This window comes from Salinimicrobium sediminilitoris (genome assembly GCF_020866905.1).
In the GTDB taxonomy this organism is placed as follows: Bacteria; Bacteroidota; Bacteroidia; order Flavobacteriales; family Flavobacteriaceae; genus Salinimicrobium; species Salinimicrobium sediminilitoris.
This window is the reverse complement of sequence record NZ_JAIVCC010000016.1, coordinates 25941-47407: the sequence shown is the minus strand read 5'-3', so window position 1 is coordinate 47407 and position 21467 is coordinate 25941. Positions and strand designations below refer to the sequence as shown.

Sequence of the window (21467 nt, the reverse complement as noted above, 5' to 3'; positions counted from 1 at the left end):
TATCACCACCTCACCTGGTAAGGATATCTTTCATAGATCACATTATCCTCGTTAATGGTGTTTCCCGCCTTGCCATTAGCTTGAGCAGATTCCATTAATTCCATGGCTTCTTCGGGTTTTTCGAGTTTATAAAGGCAAATTGCTTTATAATATTGCACTTCTGCAAAATTTGGATAGATCTTTAGAGCCTTATTGAAAATCTCAATGGCTTCTTCACATTTTCCCAGCTCATATTTGGAAATCCCGTAGTAGAATAGATCAAGATGATGCTCTCCATCCTCTCCCCACTGCTCTCTTTGTTCGCTGAGATCTTCAGCAAAAATAGCTTCTGCTTTTTCAAATTCATTCAGCTGTAAATACGAAAGTCCTATATGGAATTTATAGGTGTGGTCCATAACATAGGCATTCCCATACTTCTCCAACAGATCTTTGAAGTCGGCAATTCCAGCCCTGTATGTTTTGGCAAAAATTACTTTTATAAAAGCTCTATAAGGCTGCCAGCGTTCGGGATCGATCTCAACGGCTTTATCTATGTACTCCATTCCTATTTCATACTTGCCTTGCTTGAAAAGCGGCATGGCTTTTTGCTGCCACAGGTAGGCTATTGTAGGATCTTTTGCCAGCCCCACATCAAGACATTCCTGTCTTTCCCTGGAATATAGAAATTTCTTGTTTGCGCAGTTGTACAAATATTCATCAATTATTTCCTGCTGTTGTGCTTTTCTTTCTTCTGAAAGATTTGAAACAGGATCGGCAACAGCCAGTTCTTTTTCTTTAGACTTATTACATCCTGCAGCAAAGACAATGAGCAACAATAAATATATTTTCTTCATCAAAATGGTGTGATATAGTCGGACAATATAGAGAATTAACTTCGGAAGCTGCTGTTTTAGGAATTCTGCTGTAATTCTACCTTGCTCCTAATTTCTGTTTGCTTAAATTTACTCTTCCAGACAAACTATAAACAACTTACAATGAAAGCAGACCAATTTCAGGCTCCCGATTATTATAACCTCGACGAATTACTTTCCGACGAACATAAAATGGTTCGTGACGCCGCCCGGGAATGGGTCAAGCGGGAAGTATCTCCAATTATAGAAGAAGCGGCTCAAAAAGCCGAATTTCCCAAGCAGTTAATTAACGGCCTGGCCGAGATAGGAGCTTTTGGCCCATACATTCCTGAAGAATACGGGGGTGCAGGTCTCGACCAGATCTCCTACGGACTCATTATGCAGGAGATCGAACGCGGAGATAGTGGTGTACGCTCAACTGCTTCTGTGCAGTCTTCGCTGGTGATGTATCCTATCTTTAAATATGGAACAGAGGAACAGAAGAAAAAATATCTCCCAAAGCTTGCTTCAGGGGAAATGATTGGATGTTTTGGCCTTACCGAACCAGATCATGGTTCGAATCCCGGCGGAATGACCACTAACTTTAAAGACAAAGGAGATCATTATCTTCTCAACGGGGCAAAAATGTGGATCTCCAATGCACCTTTTGCCGATATTGCCATTGTTTGGGCAAAGAATGAAGAAGGACGTATTCACGGACTCATTGTGGAACGTGGCATGGAAGGTTTCACAACTCCCGAAACTCATAACAAATGGTCCCTGCGCGCAAGTGCTACGGGGGAACTTGTATTTAATGACGTAAAAGTTCCAAAGGAAAATTTAATGCCCGAAAAAAGCGGATTGGGAGCTCCTCTTGGCTGCCTTGACTCTGCCCGCTATGGCATTGCCTGGGGTGCGATTGGCGCTGCAATGGACTGCTATGACACCGCATTACGTTATGCTAAAGAACGGGAGCAGTTTGGAAAACCTATTGCAAGCTTTCAGTTACAGCAAAAGAAGCTTGCCGAAATGATCACCGAGATCACTAAAGCTCAGTTGCTCGCCTGGAGACTAGGGGTCATGAGAAATGAAGGTACTGCCACCTCAGCACAAATTTCGATGGCTAAAAGGAATAATGTCGCCATGGCAATAAATATTGCCAGGGAAGCCAGACAAATTCTTGGGGGAATGGGAATCACAGGTGAATACAGCATTATGCGTCACTCTATGAATTTGGAAAGTGTGATCACCTATGAAGGCACGCATGACATTCACCTCTTAATCACAGGACTTGATATTACAGGAATACAGGCATTCCAGTAAACTTTAAAGCAGATCAAAACAAGGGCAGCGTTTACAACGTTTGCCCTTTTTATATTTTTCACAGCATTCTGCCTTCAGTTCCACCTGCTTTTTTGAGATCACTCCCTCAAGCTGAAGATAATCCTTCGATTTACTGGAATAAAAAACTATTACGTTAAAGATCATGCTGCTTAAATTTTTTCTGCCTTTCAAAAAGGGCAAAAACTGAACCCTTTTATGACAATAGCTTAATCGGCATTAAACGGTGCGATTTTCACCTCCAGCCCTTCCAGCTCCTTTTCTATATGGATCTGGCAACTAAGTCGGCTGTTTTCCTGAACAAAAAATGCCTGGTCGAGCATATCTTCTTCTTCATAAGATTTTTCGGGAAGCAGGTGATCTTTGTTCAGCATATAGCACTGGCAGGAGGCGCACATGGCCATACCGCCGCAGATGCCAATCGTACCTTCGGGTGCAAGTTCGTGAGAACGTATAACCTCCATAAGGTTCATATTCATATCTGTAGGGGCATCCACAAGATGCGCCTCTCCTTCGCGGTCGATTATGGTGATCTTTATATCTGACATATATAAACAGAAAGACCTCCCAGTCCCGTTAGCTATCGGGGCTGTGAGGTCTGGTTTTCAATTAATACTCTTTACTACTTCTCTCTTCGCTTCCTTCTTGCTGCCGTCAAAGCCATTGACCCCGCTCACGGTAGTATATTTCATCACATACTTCTTATCGGGAAATATTCGCTGATATGCACTTTGGCACATAATAGCCGCTTCGTGGAAACCGCAAAGAATAAGTTTCAGTTTACCGGGATAGGTGTTAACATCCCCAATAGCATATATCCCCGGTATATTGGTTTGGTAATCATAGCTGTTGTCCACCTTGATCGCATTTTTTTCGATCTCAAGACCCCAGTTCGCAATAGGTCCCAATTTTGGTGAAAGTCCAAACAAAGGAATAAAATAATCTGTCTCTTTTATTTCTTCTCCGGAAGCATCTCCCTTGTGCCTAATCACAACCGATTCGAGAGCTTCAGAACCCTTAAGACCAACCACTTCCGCTTCCGTAATAAGGTTGATCTTTCCTATTTTAGAAAGCTCAGAAACCTTTTCTACGGAATCCAGTGCGCCGCGAAACTCATTTCTCCTATGGACCAGCGAAACTTCCGAAGCAACTTCAGAAAGATAAATAGCCCAGTCAAGAGCCGAATCTCCCCCGCCGGCAATAACTACCCGCTTGTCCCGGTAATCTTCAGGTTCTTTGATCATGTAGGCAACGCCATTGTTCTCGTACTTGGTAATATTTGGAATAGGCGGTTTACGAGGTTCAAAACTACCCAGTCCACCGGCTATTACCACCACAGGCGCCTGATGTTTTGTGCCTTCACTCGTAGTAACAATGAAAGAACCATCATCCAGCTTCTCAATGGTCTCTGCCCTTTCCCCCAAGGTAAATCCGGGTTCAAAAGGTCTTATTTGCTCCATAAGGTTATCTACCAGGTCGCCTGCAAGAATCTCGGGAAAGGCCGGAATATCATAAATAGGCTTCTTTGGATAGATCTCTGAACACTGCCCTCCTGCTTGTGGCAAAGCATCAATAAGGTGACATTTCAGTTTTAATAATCCTGCTTCAAATACGGCAAAAAGGCCCGTAGGCCCTGCGCCGATGATCAACATATCTGTTTTAATCATTACGTCTTCTTTTGTGGAGTGCCCCATCTCTATTTTTCGATATTCAGCACTTTTTCAATTTGAGGTACATACCTCTTTATAGTCATCTCAACTCCCGACTTCAATGTCATTGTATTTACGCTACAACCCACACAGGCGCCCTGCAGCTGTACCTTTACCAGCCGGTCATCATCTTCAATACTAATGAGGGAAATATCTCCCCCGTCGTTTCTAAGAAATGGCCTTATTTCTTCAAGAGCCCTTTCTACATTCAACCTAACTTCTTCGCTTGTCATGACTATTTATTAACTGCACTACAGCCAGCCATAGTGGTGATTTTAATTGCTTCGGTAGGAGGTAAACTATTATTACGTTTTACCGTCTCCTGTACTACATTTTGAGTAAGAATTTCAAAAGCCTTTGAAAATGGAGTGTTCTCCTGTAAAGCTGCTGGATGACCAATGTCTCCGGCTTCTCTTATGCTTTGCACCAACGGGATCTGTCCCAGGAAAGGCACATTAAGATCTTCAGCAAGCATTTTAGCTCCTTCCTTGCCAAAAATGTAATATTTGTTATCTGGCAATTCTTCAGGAGTAAAATAAGCCATATTCTCGATGATACCTAATACAGGAACATCAATTGATTCCTGCTGAAACATTGCCACACCTTTACGTGCATCTGCAAGAGCTACATTTTGAGGCGTACTCACAACCACAGCCCCGGTTAAAGGAAGTGACTGCATGATAGACAGGTGGATATCCCCTGTTCCCGGAGGCAGATCCACTAAAAGGAAATCCAATTCTCCCCATGCTGCATCAAAGATCATCTGGTTCAAAGCTTTTGCCGCCATTGGCCCTCTCCATATTACCGCCTGATTTGGCTGAGTGAAAAACCCGATGGAAAGCAATTTTACACCATGATTTTCTATGGGTTTCATTTTTGATTTCCCATCTATGTTGACCGAAAGCGGTTTTTCTGTCTGTACATCAAACATCATAGGCATGGATGGCCCGTAAATATCTGAATCCAGAAGACCCACCTTAAATCCCATTTTTGCCAGATTAACAGCAAGATTGGCAGTTACTGTAGATTTCCCTACTCCACCTTTCCCTGAAGCAACAGCAATAATATTCTTGATCCCCGGAATGGCTTTCCCTTTAATTTCGGTCTTCTCGGGCGCCTGAACTTTTATATTTACTTTTACCTTGGCTTTTTGGTAAACATGCTCATGGATCGCTTTCATTACATCAACCTCGGCCCGCTTTTTAATATGCAGGGCAGGCGTAGTAAGCAAGAGATCCACAACTACCTCATCTCCAAAGGTCATGATGTTCTGAACGGCACCACTTTCAACCATATTTTTTCCTTCCCCCGAAACCGAAATGGTTTCAAGAGCTTTCAGTATATCTTTTCTATTAAGTTTCATGCTGTATTATTGATGGTTCTGAACCTTATATAGATTCATTCTAAACGCAAATATAAGCCGAAAAGCTAAGATAACGAAGTTATTACCCAATTTTGATGATCGATTAAAGTGATAGGAAAATAGGCTAAAGTTCTTTTGCCGGATCCCAGAAATGTCGCTGAAAATCAATGATCTTATCATCCCTAACCTCAACACCTTCGGCCTCTAGCATTTGTTCCATCACCCGTGAGCCGGGAAAGTGGTGTTTTCCTGTGAGTAGTCCGTTTCTGTTTACCACCCTGTGCGCAGGAATATCTTCCATTTTCGAAGCATTGTTCATGGCCCAGCCTACCATTCTTGAACTGCCGGTTGCTCCAAGATAATTTGCAATAGCCCCATAACTGGTAACCTTTCCTAAAGGAATTTGTCTTACCACTTCATACACTCTTTCAAAAAATGAAGTCTGGTTCATTACTGCGCATAAATTCTTATTAATGTAATCACCAGCAGGACCAGCATTAGGGCCGCCATAAAGTAGTTGGAATATTTGACGAAAAAAGTTCCCTCTGCCTCTATTTTAGCGAAGAAAAGAGCATAAAGATACAGGGTGGTGAAAGTCCCCAGGGAAGCCGCCAGTACAAATGCTGTATTGTTAAGCAGGTGGTATTCTATATCCCCATTGACATTAAGGGCAGCAGCAAGAGCAACAAAAAAAGGAATGGGGAAAATATTTAAAGCCCCTATCATTATACCTTTAAACACACTTTTTTTGCCCGAAGTGGGTGTCACTTCCACCTCTCTTCTCTTTCGCTGCGCCATTAACAGAAAATAGAACATCATGATCAAGAAGATCACAAATCCGGCGCGTAAAAGCATACTGTTGATATAGGTATTATCGAAAATATAACGCGCGAGCATTATTGCAATAGCCGCTTGGAGTAAAACTATTAAAGATGCTCCCAATGCCATATAGATGCCATTGGTTTTCCCCCTTTTAAGACAGGTTTTGGCTACGCTCATATTCACCAATCCCGGCGGAACAACCCCAAGCAAAGCTGCAAAATAGGTAATAAGGAAAATTCGGGTTTCCTCCAAGAGTGTCTATTTTATCCTAAACTGTATGTAAGTTATAGGTTTTCCCTGCTCAAGATACTGTTTTTCATAAAAAGTCTGTATCCCGGTAACTTCTTTTGGAGAGTATTCATTTTTGTACACGTTATGATTGGCCTGTACAACTTCATGCCCTTCCCCATGAAGGAGCCCAAGCGTATAACCGTGCATAAATTCACTATCTGTTTTGAGGTTAACAAGGCCACCCGGCTTCAGGATCTTTTTGTACTTCTGAAGAAATTCTGAATTGGTCATACGGTGCTTGGTGCGTTTATATTTGATCTGTGGATCGGGGAAGGTGATCCAGATTTCATCAATTTCATTTTCACCAAACAACAGGTCCACCAGCTCTATCTGGGTCCTCAAAAATGCCACATTTTGCAGTCCTTCTTCCAGAGCTGTTTTAGCTCCTCTCCAGAATCTGGCACCTTTAATATCTATCCCAATAAAGTTTTTTTCGGGGTATGCCTGGGCCAGTGCAACGCTGTATTCTCCTTTACCACAACCCAATTCCAGAACAATGGGTTTGTCATTTCCAAAAAGCTCACTGCCCCATTTGTTCCTGTACTCAAAATTCCCTTCTAAAACTTCCTCTCTTGTAGGCTGAACTACATTGGAAAAAGTTTCATTTTCTCTAAACCTCTTTAATTTATTCTTACTTCCCACTAGAAAATTTAATATTTTGGTAAAAATAAATAAAATCCCCCACAGGCCTTTCATATATATTTGTTTTATGCGAAGTAGAAGGATTTTAGTAGCCCCAATAAATTGGGGTTTGGGGCATGCCACCCGATGCATCCCGCTTATAAAAAAGCTGGAAGAAAAAGGATTTACTCCTATCATTGCTTCAGATGGAGCAGCACTTGAACTGCTGAAAAAAGAATTTCCACATCTAAAAGCCTTTGAATTACCTTCCTACAATATCACCTATACGAGCAGAGGAAGCCTTTTAAAGTGGAAGTTGCTGCTCGATAGTCCGCATATTCTGAAAAATATTAAAAAAGAAAAACGGGCCACACGGATTCTGGTAGAGAAACTTAATCTCCACGGCATCATATCGGACAGCCGATTTGGAGTGCGTTATAAACACCTGCCTAATGTTTTTATTACCCATCAACTTAATGTGCTGTCGGGAAATACAACCTTTTTAAGCAGCAGGCTTCACCACCGGTATATAAGAAAATATGATGAGTGTTGGGTTCCCGATGCTCCAAGCAAGCCAAACCTAAGCGGATTTCTGGGACATCCTAAAGCACAACAGGAAGCTGTAAAATATATGGGCATCATTAGCAGGTTCGAAAAGAAGGATTTGCCGCAGATCTATGAATATATGGTCTTGCTTTCGGGGCCCGAGCCACAGCGAAGTCTCCTGGAGGAAATACTATTAAGGGAATTAAAGCAAAGTAATAAAAAGATTTTATTTGTCAGGGGGGTGGTAAGTGACAACCAACCGCCTATGGCAGCACCAAATATGGTAGTAAAAAATTACCTTTTTGGAAAAGAACTGGAACATGCACTTAATAGCAGTAAGGTGGTGATTGCCAGATCGGGATATACAACTTTAATGGACCTGGCAAAACTTGAAAAGCAGGCGTTTTTTATTCCCACTCCGGGACAATTCGAGCAGAAGTACCTGGCTGAGAGAATGAAGAAATTAGGATTCGCTCCTTCGTGTGAGCAGGAAGATTTTGATCTTGAGAAACTAGAAAAGGCAAAGAATTATTCCGGGTTAAACGACCCCGGGTTTATCTGCGATTACTCTGGCCTTTTTAGCCTTTTTCAGAGTAAATGAGAATTCACTTCCCATGCCGTAAGTACTTTCCACAGAGATCCTTTCTTTATGTGCTTCCAACAAGTGCTTAACAATTGCGAGGCCCAGACCAGAACCACCTTCTTTTCGGGAACCGCTCTTATCTACCCTGTAAAACCTTTCAAAAAGCCTTGGAATATGCTCTTTCTGAATCCCCTCCCCATTGTCACTCACCCTTACTATGATCTTCTTTTTTGAATGCCCTTCAACGGCAACTTCGGTTGTGCCATCATGCTTTCCATATTTGATGGAATTCACCAAAAGATTGGTTACCACCTGCTGTATTCTTTCTTTATCGGCTTTCACCCATACCGGTGCATAAGGAGTTTCAAATAGTAAAGTGATATTCTTTTTTGCTGCCTTCATCTCAAGAAGATCAAATACGTTTTGGATCACCTCTACAATATCAAAAACCTCAAGGTTTAACCTCAGCTCCCCTGTCTCCAGTTTAGTGATCATATCCAGATCCTGAACAATATAAACCAGGCGCTCTACTCCCTTGGCTGCCCTTGTCAAATATTGTTTACGCACTGTTTTATCTTTCATTGCACCGTCAAGAAGAGTCTCGATATAACCCTGAACTGTAAATAAAGGGGTTTTAAGTTCGTGAGAAATATTACCCATAAAATCCTTTCGGTAAGAGTCCCGCACTTTAAGGGCTTCGATCTCGAGCTTCTTACCTTCAGCAAATTTTTGAACTTCCTGTGAGAGCGAGGTCATATCGGTAGTGACCTGTTCGGGATTAAGGGGAGTAGCGCTTAGCATACTCACATTTTCATAGATCTTCTTGATCTTTTTATAGATGAAGAATTCTACCCGGTACTGAATAATCAAAAATGCAAAAATGAAACAGGTAATAGCATAAATTAAAAGAGCCCATTCTGAATAAGCATCATGAAGGACAAGAAAAACAGCCGAAATCCCGGTAAGAAAGAGAGTAACGTAAATCGAGGTCTTTACTGCAAACGTGTATGATCGCTTAAAACCTTTAGCCATTATTCCACAAATTTGTAACCCACTCCTTTAATGGTCTTAATACTATCATCTCCTATTTTCTCCCGAAGTTTCCTTATATGTACATCAATGGTTCGGCCACCAACAACAACTTCGTTACCCCAAACCCGTTCCAGGATCTCGTCCCGTTGAAATACCCTGCCGGGTTGTGAGGCCAAAAGGTACAACAATTCAAATTCTTTGCGCGGGAGCATAATAGTTTCATCTCCCCGCGTGACCTTGTACTCTTCCCTGTTAATTTCCAGGTCTCCTGCGGTAACAATTTCAGACTTTGAAGTGGAGTCTTCATTATACCGCCTCAACAGAGCTTTTACCTTACTTAGAAGAACCTTGGGCTTAATAGGCTTCGTAATATAATCATCTGCCCCTGCATCAAAACCGGCCATTTGTGAATAATCCTCGCCTCTGGCTGTAAGAAAAGTAATTATGGTATTGGCCAGCTCGGGATCTTTTCTCATTTGGATACAGGTCTCCATCCCATCCATCTCTGGCATCATGACGTCAAGAATAACTAAATGAGGTTTGTGCTTTTTGGCAACCTTAAGAGCTTCAATTCCATTTTTGGCTGTAGTTACCTTATATCCCTCGGCAGTTAAATTATACCTTATGATCTCAATGATATCCGGTTCATCATCGACAAGTAAAATGCAGATGTCGCTTTTTTTCATGACTTGTAGTTGTATTACCCTGTAAAAATAAAGATAAATATCATGTGACCTCCCTCACATATGAATTGATAACCTTCTATTAACCTTAGGTTCAATTCGGCGTAACCTTTAGTTGACCTATTGGTAATTCTGAGCTAACCCAGCAGTTACATTGAGCCATTTTCTTTGCGGCATAGAAAATTGACAAAAATGAGATTAGTATTAGTACTTGCTGCAGCCTTTCTTTCTTCATTAAGCCTGCTAGCACAAAGTTCAAATCCCACCGGCAGTATTGCCGGAAAACTATCCGACAAAGAAATGGGAGGAGATCCCCTTCCATTCGCCAACGTAATGATAAACGGGACCGGAGCAGGGGCCACGACCGATATGGAAGGTCTGTTCCAGCTGGAAAACATTGATCCGGGCTCCTATACGGTCACCTTCAGTTTTATAGGTTATAAAAATGTGGAAGTTCCCGTTCAGGTTGAACCGGGGAAAATAACAGAAATAAATGCAGAACTGGGTGCCACTGCAGCCAGCCTTGATGAAGTAGTAATATCAACCGTTTCAAGGAAAGACTCCGAAGTAGCTCTATTACTGGAGCAAAAAAGAGCTATTGATATAAAAGAAAGTATTGGAGCCCGTGAATTAGCCAAATTGGGCGTCTCTGATGCTGCCAAAGCCACTGCCCGTATTTCGGGCGTGACCAGCAGTGAAGCATCGGGTGACATTTTTGTTAGGGGATTGGGAGACCGTTATTTATATACCACTCTTAATGGACTGCCCATCCCTTCAGATGATGTTGAAAGAAAGAACATAGACCTGGAACTTTTCCCTACAGGGATTATCCAAAGTGTAGCCATAAGCAAAACATATTCTCCCAACACTTCTGCCGATCAAGCATCGGGGAATATTGATATCTCCACCAGGGAACTGGCAGGAACAAGTGAACTTAGCTTTGGCGCCGGTGCAGGAATTAATACAAATGTTTTGCAGGAAGGGGTATTCGACAACTTCAAGGTTTCTCCAAACCTGAAAAATGCCGATTTTGGTTTTTACACTGGAGGAAAGGCTTCAGAATACAAGCTTATCTACCAGGACTGGACTCCCGGAACTGCAGACTTACCCATGAATTACAAGTACAACCTTACTGCGGGGAAGAGATTTGGAGATAAGCTTGAGGTTCTAATCACCGGCTCCCAGGATATTGACTATGAATATACCAAAGGAATATTTCGGGAATACCGCGCCAACTTTGTTACAGATACCATTACAGATGCTACTGTTTACTCAAAAACGATAAATACTACCGGGCTGGCAACTGTAGCTTATGAGTTTGATGCCAATAACAGCCTTAGGGCAAACAGCCTCTTTATTAATAAGCTTTCAGATAATGTTTATGAAGGAGGAAGAAACCAGGAGGGTTTTATTTTTGAAGAAACAGATCCCAATGAAGGCCTATCACAGTTTGTAAGAGACCAAAACACAAAACAGACACGTCTTTGGGTTAACCAACTGCTCGGGGAGCACAGGCTGGGAGAGAAAAATAATCTTGACTGGGCTGCCGGTTTGAATTTGGTTAACGCCGATGAGCCTAACCGGATTAGAAATGAGGTCAACTTTAATGATGATGTAGTTTATCTTGGGGATACGGGTGGTTACCAGCAGAGAAAGAGCTATCAGGAAATTGACGACTATGAATTCAATGGCAGGATCCAGGATCGTCTTGAAATACTTACTTCAGAAGAAAAGCAACTTGAATTAAGCCTTGGTGGAACTTACAGGTTCAAGGAAAGAGACTTTATATCCCGGTTTCTTGGACTCGAGGAAAGATCTAACAGGATTTTAACTCCTTCTTCCATAGACAACCTGGATGAAGTTTTCTCTCCCGAAAATTATAACAATGGAAATCTGGAGATCAATGACGACCTTCAGGCAGACAGGTACAGAGCTAACCTGGAATCTACCGCCGGGTTTGCAAGTATTAATTTTGGTTTGGAAAAGCTGAACATTAATGCCGGAGTCCGTTACCAAAAAGATGAACTTGAGGTAGTTTACAACGTGGGGAACATTCCCGGAAGAACAGGAACATCAAACCTTGCTTATGATAACTTTTATCCTGCTGTCAATCTGCGCTATGCTTTAACCGAAAGATCAAACTTTCGCCTTGCTGCCAGCAAAACCCTCACCTTGCCCGAATTTAAAGAAGTAGCTCCTTTTGAGTACGTTTCTCAAACCGGACAGGTGACCAGAGGAAACCCCGATCTACAGGCATCCACCAACTACAACCTTGACCTTAAGTATGAATTCTTCCCTTCTGCAGGGGAGCTATTATCCCTTACAGGATTCTATAAAAGAATTGAAGATCCAATCAACAAAGTACAGGACAGGGGCTCTGCAGGCGTCTTCTCATATTTCAACGCTGGAGAAAAGGCAGAGATCTATGGTTTGGAACTGGAAACCCGCCTGGAGCTAATAAGAATGGAAGACGGTGCGGCCTATGACTTTAATCTTGGTTTTAATGCCTCCAGAATGTGGCATTCCCAGGACCTTAAGGAGTTAAGAAATGAGGACGGGCAGTTGTTGCGCACATTTAGATACAAAGGTTTAACTGAAACAGGTTTACAAGGTGCATCGGACTGGATCTTTAACGGTTCTCTTAATCTGGTTGTTGGCAATGAAAACTCTTTTATGGGGAGTTTGGTTGCAAATTATGCATCAGACAAGATCTATGCACTTGGCGCCCCTGAAAGACAAACTGAAAGTGAAACTTTTTACAACGATGCCATTATTGAAAAAGGTTTCATAAGCCTTGATGCCGTTCTAAGTCAGGATCTTGGAGATCACTGGGGCATAAAATTTACCGGAAAGAATCTTTTAAACCCTACTGTAGAAAGAGTGCAGGATGTTAAGCCTTCTACCACAGGAATAGAAGCTACCCAAACCGTAAGATCCTATACCCGTGGCGCAGTACTGTCACTGGGAATCAACTACAACTTCTAATCTTTTACAACAAACATTAAAACTTTAATTAAAACAAACACAATGAAAAAAATGACCAAAAACCTAGCTGTTATTTTCTTACTATTCAGCGGCTTGATATTCACAGGCTGTAGTGAGGATGAAGATCCAATCATCGATAAACCACAAGTAGAAAACGATGAACTAAATGGAGAATTAAATGAAGATTTAACTCTTAATCCATCTGTAGAGTATAAACTAACAGGTTCTTTTGAAGTACTGGCAGGCAGCACTTTAACCATACCGGCAGGAACTAAAATTGTTGCCGAAAAAGGCACAGAAAATTATATTGCCATCCATCAAGGTGCCGACATAGTAATTACCGGAACCCAAAGCAACCCTGTAATCATGACTTCTGTCAACGGTGCTCCCGGCGACTGGGGTGGTCTGGTTATCCTTGGAAACGGGGTTACTACCGAAGGTGTTGATGTAACTGCCGAAGTAGGCGGATTCAAATATGGAGGTACAGACAACACCGATAATTCCGGAACCATTGAATATCTTGTAATTGAAGGAGCAGGTGCTCAGATCAATGCCGATTCTCAATACAATGGCTTAAGCCTGTATGCAGTTGGTAGCGGCACTACAATTAGAAATATTGCAATCCTTAACGGAGCAGATGACGGAGTGGAATTCTTTGGAGGGGCTGTATCTGCAACCGAATTGTATCTTGAGAACAACGAAGATGACTCTGTTGACTGGACCGAAGGTTGGAATGGTACTATCACAAACGTGTATGTGCTTCACACCATAGAAGGTTTCTCTACAGCGATTGAAGCCGATGGGGTTAATAACAATCCAAAAATCATCAATTTCACCGCTGTTTCTACAATTGGAGGAACTGCTCTGCAGTTTAAGAAAGAATCGGGTGCCACTTTTGAAGGTCTTTCTTTAAGCGGTTATGATACTTCTGTAGAAATGAGAGACAACGGTCCTGTAGCAAATGTTGTAATTGAAAATAATGTAGCGAATCCTGAAGCGAACTATACCGTTCCCGCAACTGTTAATGCAAATGCTTTCACCTGGATCAATAACAGAGGTAGCGTAGCTTCCAACATTCTTCAGGGAACCGTAGAAGGAACAGTGACTCTTGATCCTGCCACTACCTATAACCTTAACTCTTCCTATATTGTTCAGGATGGAGGTAAACTCATTATTCCGGCAGGAACAAAGATCATTGCCAGAGACGGTGGTACAGATGTTTATATCGCTGTACTTAAAGGCGGAATGATCGATATACAGGGAACTGAAACCAACCCTGTGGTGATCTCTTCTGCTGAAGGTAATCCCGGAGATTGGGGCGGACTAACAATTGTAGGTGATGCGACTACTACCGAAGGTGTTGATGCAGTAGCCGAAGTTGGAGGATTTGTTTATGGTGGTAACAATGATGAAGATAACTCCGGAAGTATTAAATATCTTGTAATCTCAGGAACCGGAGCTCAGATCAATTCTGAATCTCAATACAACGGAATTTCTTTCTATGCTGTAGGATCTGGTACTACTGTAGAAAATGTTGCTGTACTTAGTGGAGCTGATGACGGAGTAGAATTCTTTGGAGGGACTGTATCTGCTTCCAATCTTTACCTTGAAAACCTGGAAGATGATGCTGTAGACTGGACAGAAGGATGGAATGGAACTGTGAGCGATGTTTACGTGAACCACACCATCGACAACTTCTCTACTGCAGTTGAAGCCGACGGCGCTAACAACAATCCGAAGTTGATCAACTTCACCGCAGTTTCTACAACCGGCGGTACCGCACTACAGTTCAAGAAAGAATCTGGTGCAACCATTTCAAATCTTTACCTTGAAGGTTATGAAACCAATGTTGACATGAGAGATGACGGCGCACTTACTAATGTGCAAATCGATGGCGCAGGTGCAGCTGTAGATGCTGCTTATGACCTGGGAACAAAGGTCGATGTTTCAACCTGGAGCTGGATAGAAGCAGAACTGTAGTTCCCTCAGTTTTTTAAGTTTATAAAAAAAGGCTGCCGTAACGGTAGCCTTTTTATAATATTGTAGACAAATCTATTTTTAACGTTTCCACAACTAAAATTTGGTCCGGTTTTTGAATTTTTTATTGTAAATTTGAAATGATACCGTATTAAATATGAAACAAATCTACTTGTACCCTCTTATGATCATTGGTCTTTTGCTCTTCTCGAGCCTGGCCAATGCACAGGTATCACAACCCGAAGCTCCTGGAAAGGAAGTTCCCATTGAAGGGCTTTCCATATTTCCAAATCCTGCATCCGGTCAAAAAGTATACATTAACACCAAAGCAGGCAAGGCTAAAACAATTCAGGTTTATAATGTACTGGGGAACAACGTTCTCTCTGCCCAGCTAACTGGAAATGAACTGAATATTTCCGATCTGGATCCAGGTATTTATATCATGAAGATCCAGGAAGGTAAAAGCACTGCTACCCGAAAGCTCGTGGTTAGATAAGCATACTTATTACCATTTATTTTATTCCCTACCTTTGTGCCTTTTCATTTCTATGCATAAGGTAAAGGACATATTTTCTATTAACACCCCTCAGGATCTCACAAAAAAAGCTCTGCAGGTTTTCAACTACCAGTATTTAAACAATCTGGTCTACAGGAAGTTCTGTGATCTTCTCCTTCGGGATCCCGCCGAAGTAGTTAGTCTTGAAAAAATTCCATTTCTACCCATAGAGTTCTTTAAAACCCATAAGGTTATTTCTTCTAAAGCTTCAGAAGAAATAACCTTTACCAGTAGCGGCACTACGGGTTCTCAAACCAGTAAACATTTTGTAACAGATCTAGGTATTTATGAGGAAAGTTTCCGCAGCGGGTTCACACATTTCTACGGAAGTGTGGAAAATTATGCGGTGCTCGCTTTACTTCCCTCCTATCTTGAAAGAGAAGGTTCTTCTTTGATCTATATGGCGCAGGATCTTATTGAAAAAAGTAAAAATCCTGCGAGCGGATTTTACCTGCACGACCTAGATTCTCTCGTAGCAAACCTGAAAAAACTTGAAGAAAGGGGGCAAAAAACACTATTAATAGGAGTGTCATTTGCGCTCCTAGATCTGGCCGAAAACTACTCCTTAAACCTGAAAAATACTGTTGTGATGGAAACCGGCGGCATGAAAGGACGCCGAAAAGAAATGATTCGCACCGAACTTCATGAGGTGCTTAAAAAAGGTTTGGGTGTTGAAAACATTCACAGCGAATACGGGATGACCGAGTTACTGTCGCAGGCATACTCCCTCAAAAATGGCATTTTTGAATGTCCTCCCTGGATGAAAATTCTCATTCGGGATCCTGAAGATGCCTTGAGCCTGCTACCCGAAGGAAAATCTGGTGGAATAAATATCATAGATCTGGCCAATATCAACTCCTGTTCATTTATAGCCACACAAGATCTGGGAAAGAATTTAGACGGGCAAAGGACAGAGATTCTGGGCCGTTTCGACAACAGCGACATTCGAGGTTGTAATCTTATGGTTTTTTAACAAAAAAAGTTTTTCGCTGCTGTAAGGAATTGATTTTCTGCCGACTTAACAAACGGTTAGATTATGTTTTCATAATTGGTTGGTTAGTTAGATGCCCCCTTCGCCCCTCAAAAGGAAAGGGGGTTTCTTTATTATTCCACCCTTATTATATAGGTATTTCTTTTTCCTTTATTTATAATTACATATTTGTTGTTCAATAAATCCTCTGTGGTGATTATGTAATCTTCTTTAACCTTTTCCTTGTTTACCGAAATTGAATTCTCTTTTAAGGCTCTCCTGGCCTCTCCATTAGAACTTAAAAATTCTGTTTTTGCCGAAAGTGCAGCGATCATATCGAGACCAGCTTCCACATCTTCGCGTGTGACCCGGGCTTGTGGCACACCTTCAAAAACATCGAGAAAAGTAGCTTCATTCAGCTTTTTAAGATCATCTGCAGTACTCTTTCCAAAAAGAACTTCCGAAGCCTTTACGGCATTCTCGTACTCCTCATGGGAATGTACCATGATTGTGATCTCTTCGGCCAGTTTTCGCTGCAGTTCTCTTTGATGCGGTGCCTCTTTGTGCTTAGCAACAAGTTCTTCTATTACTTCTTTTGAAAGGAAGGTAAATATTTTAATAAACCTCTCGGCGTCTTCATCGCTGGTGTTTAGCCAATACTGGTAGAACCTGTAAGGCGAAGTACGTGAAGGATCAAGCCAAATGTTCCCGGCTTCAGTTTTCCCGAACTTGGTACCATCTGCCTTTGTAATTAACGGGCAGGTAAGCGCATACCCTTTTCCGTCACCTATTCTTCGAATAAGTTCGGTTCCTGTGGTAATATTCCCCCACTGGTCACTACCACCCATTTGCAGCGTGCAATCAAGTTCCCTGTACAAATGCAGGAAATCATAACCCTGCACCAGCTGGTAGGTGAATTCGGTAAAAGACATTCCTTCTGAAGAATCTGTAGACAAACGTTTTTTCACACTGTCCTTAGACATCATGTAATTAACGGTGATGTGTTTTCCAACATCCCGTATAAAATCTAAAAAACTGAAATCTTTCATCCAGTCATAGTTATTCACCATCACTGCCGCATTATCTTCATCACTTTCAAAATCTAAAAATTTTGACAACTGATTTTTAAGGGCATTCTGGTTCTGAAGCAAAGTGGCTTCGGTAAGCAGGTTACGTTCATTGGATTTTCCCGAAGGATCACCTATCATTCCTGTTGCGCCACCCACTAAAGCTACAGGACGATGTCCCGCCTGTTGAAAATGCTTTAGCATCATAACCCCAACCAGGTGGCCTATATGTAAAGAATCGGCGGTAGGATCAATTCCCACGTAAGCAGACCTAAGACCTTCTAAAAGATGCTCTTCGGTTCCCGGCATCACGTCGTGGATCATTCCTCTCCAGCTCAATTCGTCTACAAAATTCTTATTCATAATCTTTCTTTTGAAGTAAAAACAGCCGTAAAGATACCATAAAGCTTCATTTTTCCTAAGTGGTTTTAGCTATATTTACCTCATGATTTTAGTTACCGGAGGCACAGGCTTAGTAGGCTCTCATTTGCTGCTGGATCTTGTAAAAGCAGGAAAACCAGTTCGCGCGATCTATCGTACAGAAGAAAGCTTAAAGGCTGTCAAAAATGTATTTTCCTACACCAATTCTCAAGATGAGACCAACCTGCTCTTTTCCCAAATCGAGTGGCAAATAGCAGATATTACAGATGTACCTTCCTTAAAACTGGCATTTAAGGATGTTGATCTTGTCTATCACTGTGCTGCACTGGTAAGTTTTGACACTTCTAAAGATGCCGAATTAAGAAAGGTCAATATTGAGGGAACCGCCAATGTCGTCAACTTCTGCATCAAAAATGAAGTGGAAAAATTATGCTTTGTAAGCTCTATTGCCACATTGGATAAAAAAGCGGGACAAAATGAACTCACGGAATTATCCTTTTGGAACAAAGAACTCAACCATAGCATGTATGCTATTACAAAATACGGCGCAGAGATGGAAGTATGGCGTGCAAGCCAGGAAGGAGTGCCGGTAGTGATCGTCAACCCTGGAGTGATCATTGGGCCGGGATTTTGGAACAGTGGCAGCGGTAAGATCTTTAAAAGGATAAACCAGGGCATGGATTACTATTTCCCAAAAACCACAGGATTTGTTGGGGTTTGGGACGTTGTAAAAGTTATGCGGGAGCTTACCACCACACCTGTGAAAAATGAAGAATTTATAGTGGTTTCTGAAAACCTGTCTTTTAAGAACGTTTTCTCTATGACAGCAAAAAGCCTTGGTAAACCCGCGCCTTCAAAAAAGCTGAAAAAATGGATGATCTTTACAGGATGGATTTGGCAGGAAATATCCGGCTTATTCACTAATAAAGAGAAGCAGCTGGAAATGAGGTCCCAAAAAACCCTTTTTGAGCACACGTTCTACTCTTCAGCAAAACTGAAGCAACAATTAGATTTTAAATTTGAACCCATTCAAGAAGTTATAGAAAAATCGGCCACTTCCTTCCGGAAGGATCTTCAGAAATAATTTTACTACTGTCGCTGGTTTTGTGAAGCAGGAACAGAAAGACGCTGATTTATACGACGGGGCACAAGAGTATCATTAATAAATTTGCGGGGGACAATCGAATCATTTTCAGGAACTCTTCTTAAAGAATCCTTTTTCTTTTTCTCCACTTCTCTTATGGAATCATACTGCTCCATCAATATCTCCAGTCTCTCCTTCACTCTGTCATAGATCATTTGGTACTCCTTGTAATTCTCGGCATAATAGTTATTGCTTTGAACCAGTTGCACACTGTCAATTCCAAACTTATTGGTGAGATAAGGGTAGGCATTAATTCCCTTTTCCTCCATGAGGCTCTTGTTATAGCTCCTGGCCCCATGAAGAATTGAAAGCTCGGTAAGCACCTCTACCATTTTATCCTCGGGAATAAGGTTATCGGGCTTTGGCGTGCGATCAATGTCCTGGCAGGATGCAAGTAAAATCAAAGCAGTTAAAACTCCCAATAACTTCTTCATGCTAGCGGTCGAATTTTAGTCTTTCTGCTTTTACGAAAGGAGTAAAATTAAAGTTCTTATACACGAGGTTGCCATTGACAAATGTATGAGTAACCCTGGATTTAAACGTGGTTCCCTCAAAGGGAGACCAACCACATTTATACAGCGTATTACCCGGCTGCACGGCCCAAGGAGCGTTAAGATCTACCAGCACAAGATCTGCCTTGTATCCTTCTCTAATAAATCCGCGTTTTTCGATGTCAAAAAGAATAGCCGGATTGTGGCACATTTTCTCAACAATTTTCTCCAGAGAAATTTTGCCTTGGTGGTGCATTTGTAACATAGCCGGCAAAGCATGTTGTACCAAAGGACCGCCACTTGGGGCTTTGGTGTATACATTCTTCTTTTCCTCCCGGGTGTGTGGCGCATGATCTGTTGCGATCACATCAATTTTATCTTCAATAAGTGCTTTTAAAAGAGCCTCCTGGTCCTTCTCGGTCTTAACTGCAGGATTCCACTTTATAAAAGTGCCTTTTGTTTTATAATCTGAATCATTGAACCAAAGGTGATGCACGCAAACTTCGGCGGTGATCATTTTCTCTTTTAGTGGTTTTTTACTATCAAATAGTTTTAGCTCTTTTGCCGTAGACAGGTGGAAAACATGCAGCCGTGCGCCTGTTTTTTTTGCCAAAGCAACAGCTCTCGATGAAGATAGGAAACATGCTTCTTCACTTCGAATTTTTGGGTGCATCTCAATAGGAATATCCTCCCCGTATTGTTCTATATACTCCTGTAAATTGTTCTGGATTGTTTTCTCATCCTCACAATGAGCGGCGATTAATACCGGAGATTCCTTAAAGATCATCTCCAATACTTTTTCATCATCTACCAGCATATTTCCCGTTGAGGAACCTAGGAATAACTTAAGAGCAGGCACTGTCTTGGGATCTATTTTCTTGATCTCCTCGAGATTATCATTAGTTCCTCCGAACATAAAAGCATAGTTGGCATAAGACACATGCTCTGCCAGTTTATACTTCTCTTCTAATAAATCTATTGTTGTAGTTTGAGGGTTAGTATTGGGCATTTCTATAAAAGAAGTAATACCACCCGCTACAGCTGCTTTAGAACCGGTTTCAATTGTTTCTTTGTGGGTAAGGCCGGGTTCCCTAAAGTGTACCTGATCATCTATTACTCCGGGCAGCAGGTAATTTCCTTCGGCATCTACAATATTTAAATTGGGAGATTTGGCACTTATACTAGACGCAATCTCGGTGATAATTCCATCTTCGATAAACACATCTCCTTCAAAGATAGAACCTTCATTGACAATCTTTGCATTCTTAATTAATACCTTCTTCATTATATTGTCATCTTATTAAACAGACTATTTACTTTCATTTTTACAACTCCAAACACAGCTTCCCAAATAATTGAACCACTCATTTTGGAGGTTCCACGGGTTCTGTCGGTGAAAATTACCGGTACTTCCACAATTCGGAATTTTGCCAGGTAAGCCTTAAATTTCATTTCTATTTGAAAAGCATATCCCACAAATTTTATTTTGTCAAGGTGTATCCTCTCCAGAACTTCTCTCTTGTAGCATACAAATCCTGCGGTGGTGTCTTCCACAGGCATAGCCGTAATCAATCGAACATACTTGGACGCCATCCAAGACAGCAAAACCCTGCTCATTGGCCAGTTCACCACATTTACGCCGGTTTTATATCTTGAACCAACTGCAACATGAGCTCCTCCCCTCCTGCAGGCGTTGAACAATCTAATGAGATCATTGGGGTTGTGGGAAAAATCAGCATCCATTTGGAAGATGTATTTGTATTCCCTTTCCAAGACCCATTCAAAACCTTTAATGTAAGCAGTACCCAGGCCAGACTTCCCCTCTCTTTCAATTAAAAATAACCGATCCTTAAAAGCGGGCTCGAGAGATTTTACAATCCCGGCAGTCCCATCGGGAGAGTTATCGTCCACCACCAATATGTGAAAACTCCGTTGAAGAGAAAAGACATTTTTAATGATCTTTTCAATATTCTCTTTTTCGTTGTAGGTGGGTATTATAACAATCCCATCTGGCATAGAATTCTTTTGGACAAATGTAACTATTTTTAAAGTTTAGGGTGAAGTTTCAAACCTCT

Annotated in this window: 21 protein-coding genes; 7 read left to right on the top strand and 14 right to left on the bottom strand. The window is 41.6% G+C overall.

Features of this window, described 5'->3' with window-relative positions:
- Window positions 1-2 precede the first annotated feature (2 nt).
- Window positions 3-833, bottom strand: a complete 831-nt coding sequence (locus tag LA313_RS13855) for a tetratricopeptide repeat protein (protein WP_228916012.1) — start codon at window positions 831-833, stop codon at window positions 3-5.
- Window positions 834-974: 141 nt separating this feature from the next.
- Between LA313_RS13855 and LA313_RS13850 the strand changes: the two genes are divergently transcribed.
- A complete protein-coding gene (locus LA313_RS13850) occupies window positions 975-2153 on the top strand; it encodes an acyl-CoA dehydrogenase family protein (protein ID WP_228916010.1) in 1179 nt (392 codons plus the stop codon).
- A 227-nt stretch (window positions 2154-2380) separates the two neighbouring features.
- Here the strand turns inward: LA313_RS13850 and LA313_RS13845 are convergent, their stop codons facing one another.
- From LA313_RS13845 to trmB, 7 genes are all read right to left on the bottom strand, one after another.
- The gene (locus tag LA313_RS13845; RefSeq protein ID WP_228916008.1) at window positions 2381-2719 is read right to left on the bottom strand and encodes a 2Fe-2S iron-sulfur cluster-binding protein; all 339 of its coding nucleotides are present in this window, start codon (window positions 2717-2719) and stop codon (window positions 2381-2383) included.
- Between the two features lie 57 nt (window positions 2720-2776).
- On the bottom strand, window positions 2777-3838 hold the full coding sequence (locus LA313_RS13840) for an NAD(P)/FAD-dependent oxidoreductase (protein WP_228916006.1): 1062 nt from the start codon (window positions 3836-3838) through the stop codon (window positions 2777-2779).
- 29 nt (window positions 3839-3867) lie between these two features.
- A complete protein-coding gene (locus tag LA313_RS13835; RefSeq protein WP_228916004.1) occupies window positions 3868-4113 on the bottom strand; it encodes a NifU family protein in 246 nt (81 codons plus the stop codon).
- Between the two features lie 2 nt (window positions 4114-4115).
- Window positions 4116-5243 carry an Mrp/NBP35 family ATP-binding protein gene (locus LA313_RS13830; RefSeq protein ID WP_228916002.1) on the bottom strand — a complete coding sequence of 376 codons (1128 nt, stop codon included), beginning with the start codon at window positions 5241-5243 and terminating at the stop codon, window positions 4116-4118.
- Between the two features lie 124 nt (window positions 5244-5367).
- On the bottom strand, window positions 5368-5694 hold the full coding sequence (locus LA313_RS13825; protein WP_228916000.1) for an MGMT family protein: 327 nt from the start codon (window positions 5692-5694) through the stop codon (window positions 5368-5370).
- Window positions 5694-6317: a LysE family translocator gene (locus LA313_RS13820; RefSeq protein WP_228915999.1), complete on the bottom strand. Its 624-nt coding sequence runs from the start codon at window positions 6315-6317 to the stop codon at window positions 5694-5696. The genes LA313_RS13825 and LA313_RS13820 overlap by 1 nt, the downstream gene beginning before the upstream one ends.
- Window positions 6318-6323: 6 nt before the next feature.
- Window positions 6324-6998 carry a tRNA (guanosine(46)-N7)-methyltransferase TrmB gene (gene trmB, locus LA313_RS13815; RefSeq protein ID WP_228915991.1) on the bottom strand — a complete coding sequence of 225 codons (675 nt, stop codon included), beginning with the start codon at window positions 6996-6998 and terminating at the stop codon, window positions 6324-6326.
- A 67-nt stretch (window positions 6999-7065) separates the two neighbouring features.
- On the opposite strand from trmB, the gene LA313_RS13810 reads away from it, so the two are divergent.
- Window positions 7066-8124, top strand: coding sequence for a glycosyltransferase family protein (locus LA313_RS13810; RefSeq protein ID WP_228915989.1), 1059 nt, complete (start codon window positions 7066-7068; stop codon window positions 8122-8124).
- Here the strand turns inward: LA313_RS13810 and LA313_RS13805 are convergent.
- Both LA313_RS13805 and LA313_RS13800 read right to left on the bottom strand, forming a co-directional pair.
- Window positions 8062-9138, bottom strand: coding sequence for a sensor histidine kinase (locus LA313_RS13805; RefSeq protein ID WP_228915984.1), 1077 nt, complete (start codon window positions 9136-9138; stop codon window positions 8062-8064). The two genes, LA313_RS13810 and LA313_RS13805, sit on opposite strands and share 63 nt — an antisense overlap.
- Window positions 9138-9824, bottom strand: a complete 687-nt coding sequence (locus LA313_RS13800) for a response regulator transcription factor (protein ID WP_228915982.1) — start codon at window positions 9822-9824, stop codon at window positions 9138-9140. The genes LA313_RS13805 and LA313_RS13800 overlap by 1 nt, the downstream gene beginning before the upstream one ends.
- Before the next feature lie 189 nt (window positions 9825-10013).
- On the opposite strand from LA313_RS13800, the gene LA313_RS13795 reads away from it, so the two are divergent.
- The 4 genes from LA313_RS13795 to LA313_RS13780 all read left to right on the top strand — a co-directional run bounded on the left by LA313_RS13795 (window position 10014) and on the right by LA313_RS13780 (window position 16312).
- Entirely contained in the window at window positions 10014-12806 is a 2793-nt protein-coding gene (locus LA313_RS13795) for a TonB-dependent receptor (RefSeq protein WP_228915980.1), read from the top strand.
- 42 nt (window positions 12807-12848) lie between these two features.
- Window positions 12849-14786, top strand: coding sequence for a hypothetical protein (locus LA313_RS13790; protein ID WP_228915979.1), 1938 nt, complete (start codon window positions 12849-12851; stop codon window positions 14784-14786).
- Between the two features lie 154 nt (window positions 14787-14940).
- On the top strand, window positions 14941-15279 hold the full coding sequence (locus LA313_RS13785; RefSeq protein WP_228915977.1) for a T9SS type A sorting domain-containing protein: 339 nt from the start codon (window positions 14941-14943) through the stop codon (window positions 15277-15279).
- A 52-nt stretch (window positions 15280-15331) separates the two neighbouring features.
- Window positions 15332-16312, top strand: a complete 981-nt coding sequence (locus LA313_RS13780) for a LuxE/PaaK family acyltransferase (protein WP_228915975.1) — start codon at window positions 15332-15334, stop codon at window positions 16310-16312.
- 131 nt (window positions 16313-16443) lie between these two features.
- Here LA313_RS13780 and tyrS read toward each other — a convergent pair whose 3' ends face one another.
- Window positions 16444-17739 (bottom strand): tyrosine--tRNA ligase, encoded by a 1296-nt coding sequence (tyrS, locus tag LA313_RS13775; protein ID WP_228915973.1) that lies wholly within the window; start codon window positions 17737-17739, stop codon window positions 16444-16446.
- An 82-nt stretch (window positions 17740-17821) separates the two neighbouring features.
- On the opposite strand from tyrS, the gene LA313_RS13770 reads away from it, so the two are divergent.
- Window positions 17822-18841 carry an SDR family oxidoreductase gene (locus LA313_RS13770; RefSeq protein ID WP_228915971.1) on the top strand — a complete coding sequence of 340 codons (1020 nt, stop codon included), beginning with the start codon at window positions 17822-17824 and terminating at the stop codon, window positions 18839-18841.
- 5 nt (window positions 18842-18846) lie between these two features.
- Here the strand turns inward: LA313_RS13770 and LA313_RS13765 are convergent, their stop codons facing one another.
- The 3 genes from LA313_RS13765 to LA313_RS13755 are packed head-to-tail and all read right to left on the bottom strand — an operon-like array spanning window position 18847 to window position 21408.
- Window positions 18847-19335: a DUF4296 domain-containing protein gene (locus LA313_RS13765; RefSeq protein ID WP_228915969.1), complete on the bottom strand. Its 489-nt coding sequence runs from the start codon at window positions 19333-19335 to the stop codon at window positions 18847-18849.
- A 1-nt stretch (window position 19336) separates the two neighbouring features.
- Window positions 19337-20677 carry a dihydroorotase gene (locus tag LA313_RS13760; RefSeq protein ID WP_228915967.1) on the bottom strand — a complete coding sequence of 447 codons (1341 nt, stop codon included), beginning with the start codon at window positions 20675-20677 and terminating at the stop codon, window positions 19337-19339.
- A complete protein-coding gene (locus LA313_RS13755; protein ID WP_228915965.1) occupies window positions 20677-21408 on the bottom strand; it encodes a polyprenol monophosphomannose synthase in 732 nt (243 codons plus the stop codon). Before LA313_RS13755 ends, LA313_RS13760 begins: the two co-directional genes overlap by 1 nt.
- Window positions 21409-21467 lie beyond the last annotated feature (59 nt).